The organism is Streptomyces sp. NPDC058291, assembly GCF_042880855.1.
Lineage (GTDB): Bacteria > Actinomycetota > Actinomycetes > Streptomycetales > Streptomycetaceae > Streptomyces.
This window is the reverse complement of the sequence record NZ_JBHVYK010000106.1, coordinates 1-7,338: the sequence shown is the minus strand read 5'-3', so window position 1 is coordinate 7,338 and position 7,338 is coordinate 1. Positions and strand designations below refer to the sequence as shown.

4 protein-coding genes are annotated in these 7,338 nt (G+C 72.6%); 1 reads left to right on the top strand and 3 read right to left on the bottom strand.

Annotated elements, in window-relative coordinates:
• The 3 genes from ACFVYK_RS33730 to ACFVYK_RS33720 all read right to left on the bottom strand — a co-directional run.
• A partial coding sequence (locus ACFVYK_RS33730; RefSeq protein WP_389780536.1) for a beta-ketoacyl synthase N-terminal-like domain-containing protein occupies window positions 1-3,709 on the bottom strand: 3,709 nt, incomplete at its 3' end.
• Between the two features lie 200 nt (window positions 3,710-3,909).
• Entirely contained in the window at window positions 3,910-4,176 is a 267-nt protein-coding gene (locus tag ACFVYK_RS33725; protein ID WP_389780535.1) for an acyl carrier protein, read from the bottom strand.
• Between the two features lie 629 nt (window positions 4,177-4,805).
• Window positions 4,806-6,356, bottom strand: a complete 1,551-nt coding sequence (locus ACFVYK_RS33720; protein WP_389780534.1) for an MFS transporter — start codon at window positions 6,354-6,356, stop codon at window positions 4,806-4,808.
• Window positions 6,357-6,593: 237 nt separating this feature from the next.
• Here ACFVYK_RS33720 and ACFVYK_RS33715 point away from each other — a divergent pair, with 237 nt between their 5' ends.
• On the top strand, window positions 6,594-7,292 hold the full coding sequence (locus ACFVYK_RS33715) for a TetR/AcrR family transcriptional regulator (protein WP_389780533.1): 699 nt from the start codon (window positions 6,594-6,596) through the stop codon (window positions 7,290-7,292).
• Window positions 7,293-7,338: the final 46 nt, after the last annotated feature.

Genomic DNA, 7,338 nt, shown 5'->3' with positions numbered 1-7,338 from the left:
TGTCCGCCGGATAACCGGTCTTCGCACCGACCACCTCCAGCAGCGCCGCCGCCACACCGGCCGCGTCGACGCCGGGCGTGGTGGGCTCGGCGGCCGGCGCGGGCGGCTGTGCGGCGGTGCTGGGCGCGGTGACGGCCACCGTCTGCGGCGCGGGAGCGGGAGCCGGCGCGGTCGCGGGCGCGGTGGCCAGGGCCTGCGGGGCGGGTGCGAGGGCCGGAGCCAGGGCGGCCGGAGCCGCGGCGAGCGGCGCGGGCCGGGCCTCGGTCCGGGGCGCGGGGCGGACGGCGGCGGGGCTGGGGGCCGCGGCCGGGAGCGCCGTGCCGAGTTCGAGGCCGGCGAGGTCGCGCAGGATCTCGTTGGCCCGCAGGTGGGTGCGTCCGATGTCCAGCCCGTGCTCCTTCACCGCGTTGACGCCGGGGAGGACCTGCCGCAGACGGTCCTGCTCGGCGGCGCGTTCCAGCAGTCCGGCGAGGCGCTGGGCGCTCTGGAGCTGGCTGTTCAAGTAGTCGTCGTGCAGGGCGAGATGGTCGGCCACGAGATCGGCCAGGCGGTCACTGTCCACGTGAGGGCTCTCCATGACGGTGGAAGCAGGAGCGGGAATCGGGTCGGCCTCGGCGACGGCGCTGGGCTCGCGTACGGCCACAGCGGTGGACGACAGGGCGACGGGCGCCGCGGCGGCTCCCTGACGCGTCGCGGAGGACGCACCGTGGGGAGCCGGAACCGTCGCGGCCGCGCTCGCAGGCGCGGGAGCCGGCGCCGGGACGGTGGGCGGGGCTGCGACGGGAGCCGGAGTGGTGCTCGCGGCGCCCGCGCCGGTGCCGGGCCGTGTGCCGGTCGGCGCCGATCCGTCGCTGCCGGGCAGGGTCGGCACGGCGATCGCGTAACCGTTCTCGATCGCGTCCCGGTACTTGGCCTTGCGCTCGGGCGAGACGTAGTTGATGCCGTTGAGGAGGATCGACATGCCCTTGACGGGCGTCGCCTCGGCCGGGGGTTCGACGTAGCGGTCGCCGGTGGCGAGCGGCAGGCCGTGGACGGCGAGCTGGGCCACGGCCTGCTTCAGGGCGACGTCGGCGTCGCGTCCCGGACCGGCGTCCAGCGCGAGCGCGGTGTGCTCGCGGTCGCCCAGGACGCGCCGTACGAGCTGGGTGAGCACGCTCTTGGGGCCGAACTCCACGAACACCCGGTGTCCGGCCGCGTACATGTCCTCCACGCAGGCGGCGAAGTCGACGGGGTTGATGAGCTGTTCGGCGAGGACCGTGCGGTTGGCGGCGAGGTCGTCGCCGTACGCGGCGCCCCTGGTGTTGGCGTACACCGTGCCGGTGGGGGCTCTCACCTCGTGGCTTTCCAGGTCGGCGCGGAAGGCCTCCAGGGCGTGGCCGACGAAGGAGGTGTGGAAGGCGGCGGAGACGGGCAGCCGGCTCGCGCGCAGACCGGCCGCGGCGGCGTCGTCGAGGAGGCGCTCGATCTCCTCGGTGGGGCCGCCGACGACGATCTGGTCCGGCGCGTTGCGGTTGCAGACCACCACGTCGGTGCGCCGGCCGAGCAGCTCGCTCACGCGCTCCTCGGCGGCGGAGACCGCTGCCATGGCGCCGGCGTCGAACCCCGGCTCGCGCGGCGGCGCCATCGCCTTGCCGCGGGCCCGGGCCAGCGCGAAGAACGCCTCGTCGGGGAGGGATCCGGCGGCCCACAGGGCGGTGAGTTCACCGAAGCTGTGGCCGAGGAAGCCGTCGGCGCTGAAGCCGAGTTCGGTGAGGTAGGCGAACTGGCCGGCCGACAGCGCGCCGATGGCCGGCTGGGCGTAGGCGGTGGCGCGCAGCGCGTTCTCCTGCTCGGCGCGCTCGGCGTCGTCGAACGCGGGCGGCGGGAAGGCGATGCGGGACAGCGGCTCGACGCCCTCGAAGTGGCGGTTGGCGGCGTCGAAGGCGGCCCGCAGCGGCGGCAGCGCCAGCACGGCGGAGCGGCCGGGGTTGACGTACTGGCTGCCCTGCCCGGAGAACAACGCGGCGGTCCTGCCGGAGGGCGCGGCCGTGCGGCGGAAGTACAGGCCCTTGGGGTGGGACCAGTCGTCGGCGTCGGGGCGGGCGCGCAGTTCGCCGAGGGCCAGCGTGCGCAGGTCGTCCAGCTCCTGTGCGTTGCGGGCGACGAAGGCGACCCGTGCGTGGTGCGCGGGGGCCGGGCCGCCGGTCGCGGGAGCGCCGGCCGCGAGGGCCTCGGTGAGCTGGGCGGTGTCGGGCGCGTGCCACAGGTGCACCGCCGCCACGGGGTGGGCGACGCGCAGGTCGTCGCCGTCGCCGTACTCCTCCATCACGACGTGGAAGTTGGTGCCGCCGAAGCCGAACGAGGACAGCGCGGCACGGCGCTTGGGCCGCTCCGGGGTGCGGATCCAGGGCCTGGTCTCGGAGTTGACGTAGACGGGGCCGCCGGTGAAGTCGATGGCGGGGTTGGGCTCGGCCACGTTGATGGTGGGCGGGAGCACCTTGTGGTGGAGGGCGAGCGACAGCTTGATCATGCCGGCCGCGCCGGCCGCCGCCTTGGTGTGCCCGATCTGCGATTTGACGCTGCCCAGGGCCGCGAAGCGCCGGTCGTCGGTGGCTTCGGAGACGACGGCGGCGAGCGCGCTCAGCTCGGTGGCGTCGCCGACGGCGGTGCCGGTGCCGTGGGCCTCGAACAGCTCGACGCTCGCCGGTGAGCAGTCGGCGTCCTCGTACGCGCGGCGCAGGGCGACCATCTGGCCTTCCTTGCGCGGGGCGTAGATGGACTTGAAGCGGCCGTCGCTGGAGGTGCCGATGCCGCGCAGCACGGCGTAGATCTTGTTGCCGTCGCGTTCGGCGTCGGAGAGGCGGCGCAGCGCGAGCATGCCGATGCCCTCGCCGATCAGCGTGCCGTCGGCGTCCTTGTCGAACGGGCGGATGTGCCCGGACTTCGACAGCGCCGGCGTCTTGCTGAAGCAGAGGTACATGAAGATGGTGTTCTCGGCGTCGCAGCCGCCGACCAGCATGGTGTCGGCGCGCCGCTCGACCAGCTCGCTGACGGCGGCGCGGACCGCGCCGAGGGAGCTGGCGCAGGCGGCGTCGATCGTCATGTTGATGCCGCCGAGGTCGAAGCGGTTGGCCACGCGCCCCGCGACGACGTTGCCGAGCATGCCGGGGAAGGAGTTCTCCTCCCACGGTGCGTAGGCCAGGCGGAACTTGGCGACGATCTCGTCGGCATCACGCTGGGACAGTCCGCAGCTGCGGACGACCTCCTTGAGCACGCCGCTCTGCAGCCGCGCGGTGAGCGGCTGGGTGAGCTGGTTGGCGCCGGTGATGCCGAGGACGACGCCGGTGCGCGCCTTGTCGTACCAGTCCTGGTCGGCGCCGGCGTCCTTGAGCAGGTCACGGGTGACGACGAGGCTGAGCAGCTGGAGGACGTCCGTGACCTCCAGGGTGTTGGGCGGCAGCCCGAACTCCAGCGGGTTGAACGGGGTGTCCGGGATGAAGCCGCCGCGCTTGGCGTACGTCTTGTCCGGCACGGTGGGGTCGGGGTCGTAGTGCTCGTCGACGTTCCAGTGGCCGGCGGGCACGTCGTCGATGCAGTCGGCGGCCGACACGACGTTCGACCAGAACTCCCGCAGATTGCTGGACTGGGGAAACAGCGCGGAGAGGCCGACGATGGCGATGGGATCCCGGGCGAGCCGACGGTCGAGGTCGGATTCCTGCGAAGAGTTCACGGCGAATCTCTCTGGATCTGGAGCGAACAGGGAAGTCGTGAGCGGCGGCCGGGCGAGCCGCGGCCGGCGGTGGCCGGCGCGGGTGCGGGTCCGGGCTCGGGCCGGTGACGGCGATCCTGGCGAGTGCCCTTGCGGGGAGGCGCCTTGCGGCGGGCTCCGGGCTGACGGTGGGGGGCGAACCGGCCCGGCGCCCCCCGGTGTCACGCCGCGGCGGTGCGCTGCTCGGACTCCTCGGCGATGTGCGCGGCGAGGGCCTCGATGGTCGGGTGGTACCAGAGGGCGGTGGTACCGAGCTCGAAGCCCAGCCACTTCTCCATCTCGCCCGCGATGATCAGGGCGGCGGTGCTGTCGAGGTCGAGCTCGTCGAAGTACTGGTCCGGCGGGACCTGGGAGGGCTCGACGCCCAGCCGTGTCGCTATCTCGTCGATGAGCCACTTCTGGGCCTCATCGGCCGTGATCTTCACCATGTGCGATCCTCTCCGAACGGCTTCTCGCATGTTTTCCGGGGGTTGGGCGGATTCCCGCCGCACGCCACGCTGCAGAGGTGCGGGGTGCTTGGGCGAAAAGAGCCACAACAGGCCGGGCGGCAGTTATCGATCCGCATCCGTGAACCTACGGCCACGGTCCTCGACCGGCAACCGGCCCAGGGCTCGGCAAACCCTTTCAGCGCTTACGGAATGGGTGCTTCGGCGCGCCGCCGGTTCCATTTCCCTCGCTGAACAGCGGGTTTTCGGCCGGGCTGGCCGAAGCCCGCGCGGATGTCAGCCTGCGTAAGATATGTCAGCACGCCTGTCAGCTCTCGCCGACCCGCGATGCGGCTTCCAGGCAGGGGAGTTGGACGATCAGGTCTGACGTGGGCGGTGCGCCGCGGGATGTTCACCGCGACGCCTGAACGCATCGCAAACGGGTGGCAACAGGTTTCCCAAGTGCGCGGTGAATGGCGGCGGCATTGCCTTCGACGGGGGGCGCAAAGGCCCGGGACGACGAATGAGGGGCGCTCCCCGAAAGTCGTCCCACCACGGAGGGTTGATTCCGTGGGGCACGCTTTACGGGGAACGCCCCTCCATTCGGTCGGACGGGGCTCCGGGTTCCGCGGTCACACCGCGGGAATTCCCCCTTCGGGCGCCTTGCTGACGTCAGGAGCGGCAGACGCGGAATCCGTCGCCGACGGGGCGGCCGAGCCGCGGACGACGAGCAGCACGAGGATGCCCGCGACGACGGCGAGAAGACCGCCGGCGAGGAACACCCGGTCCAGGCCGGCGGCGTAGGCTTCCTCGATCGTCCGCTGGGCGGCGGCGCGGGACTCCCCCGGGACCGTGGCGAGCACGGCCGCGGACTGTCCGCCGGTGACGAGGTCGGCCAGGGCGTCGGTGTGGGTGAACAGCCCGCCGGCGGCGAGCTTGGTGGCGATGACGCCGGACAGGATGGTGCCGACGGCCGGGATGCCGAGGGCGAAGCCGAGCTGGCGGAAGGTGTTGGCGGCGCCGCCGGCCATGCCCGCACGGTCGGGCGGGGCCGCCGCGAGCGCGGCCGAGGCGAGGACCGGTGAGGCGATGCCGACGCCCGCTCCCGACACCAGGAAGCCGGCCAGCAGGGCCGTCCAGCCCGAGGTGCCGGAGACGGACATCTCCAGGAACGAACCCACGCCGATGAGCAGCAGGCCGCCGCCGATCGGGTACTGCGGCGCGACGTTGGCGAGGAACCGGCCGGCCAGTCCGGCCGCGACGAAGGACATGCCGCTGAACGGCATCAGGATCAGGCCCGCCTTGACGGGGCTGAAGCCGAGCACGGACTGGGCCCACACGGAGACGAACACCAGGTTGGCGAAGGCGGCGGCGCTGAACACCACGGCGCCGGCCATCAGGGTGGCGAAGGACGGCGTACGCATCAGGCGCAGGTCCAGCATCGGGTCCCGCCGGCCGCGCTCGACGAGGACGAACAGCAGCAGCGCCAGGGCGGATCCGCCGAACAGGGTCAGGGTGAGGCCGTCGCCCCAGCCGTCCTCGCCGGAGCGGATCAGGCCGAAGATGAGCAGGGTGGCGACGAGGGTGAAGCCGATCGTGCCGGGCAGGTCGACGCGGCGGTCGCTGCGGGTGGCCGAGGACGTCAGGTGCCGGGCGCCGATGTACAGGGCGACGGCGGCGACCGGCAGGTTGACCAGGAAGATCCAGCGCCAGTTCAGGTGCTCGGTGAGCAGACCGCCCAGGATCGGTCCGGCGGCCGCGGCGGCGCCGTTGACCGCGCCCCACATCCCGAACGCGACGCCGCGGTCGCGGCCCCGGTAATTGGCGGCCAGGAGCGCGGTGTTGGTGGCGAACATGGCCGCCGCGCCGACGCCCTGCACGCCGCGTGCGGCGATGAGCATGTGGCTGTCGGAGGCCAGACCGCAGGCGAGCGAGGAGAGCGCGAAGACGGCCAGCCCGGCGAGGTAGACGCGCCGGGCGCCGGCCAGGTCCGACAGCGACCCGAGCGCCATCAGCAGGGCGGCGAGGACGAGGACGTAGACGTCCACGACCCATTGAAGGGCCGAGAACGAGGCGTCGAGCGAGTCGGTCATCTGGGGCAGCGCGACGCTGACGATGGTCACGTCGATGAGCAGCATGAACGTGCCCAGACACACGGCCAGCAGCGGCATCCACTTGCGCATGGCATGGAGCCTCTCGGGGAGGTTCCGGTGCAGGCGGGGAAGCGGGCCGCACCGGGGCGGAAGGGGCGGCGGGAAGACGTCTCCCGCAGAGGTCGAGCGACCTCTGTTAGTCACTGTCTAACAGGCAGAGTACCTCACTCTGTTAGACAGTGGCTAATGAGTTAGTCTGGGCGTGCCCGGCGAGCCGCAGGGCGTCCCCGCGCTGCCAGACAGCGCCCCAGCGTGAGGTCCATCGACATGCCTGACACTGCACCCCGCCGCCGGTCCCGTGCGGCGGCGGGCCTGCCGCCGATCACGGCGGACAAGATCATCGGTGCCGCGGTCGAGGTGACCGGCGAACAGGGACTCGACGGCCTGTCCATCCGGCAGATCTCCACCAGGCTGGACGTCTGGCCGGGGGCGATCGCCTACCACGTCGGCGACCGCGAGGCGGTGGTCATGGGGGTCATCGACCGCGTGATCTCCTGGATACCGATCCCGGGCGACGACATCCCGTGGCGCGACTGGTTCCGCTCCGTGATGTTCGACGGGCGAACGGTGCTGCGCCGGTACCCCGGCGTGGCCAGGCGGCTGTGCGCGGTGGGGCCGAACGTGCCGTCGGCGCTGCCCACCATCGACACGGGCATCCGGGTGCTGATGAAGGCCGGGTTCGGCGAGCACGCCCCGGAGGTCTACCGCTACCTCTTCAACACCGCGTTCACCCTGGTCGCCGTGGAGGACGACCGGGGCCAGTACCCCACGGCACGGGCCGACATGGGACGCGCGCTGGCCGCCTTCGCGGAGGACGAGTCGCAACCGGGTCTCGCGGCGGCGGGCACCACCGCCCGCGCGCGCAGCACCGACCCCGAGGCGATCGCGGCGCAGGAGACGGAGTTCTTCCTGTTCTCGTTGGAACGCTCCCTGGACGGGGCGCAGGCCCTGCTGACAGCCGGCTGAAGAAGCCTGACGACGGCCTGCGGGGTGGCCCGGAGCAACATGTCCG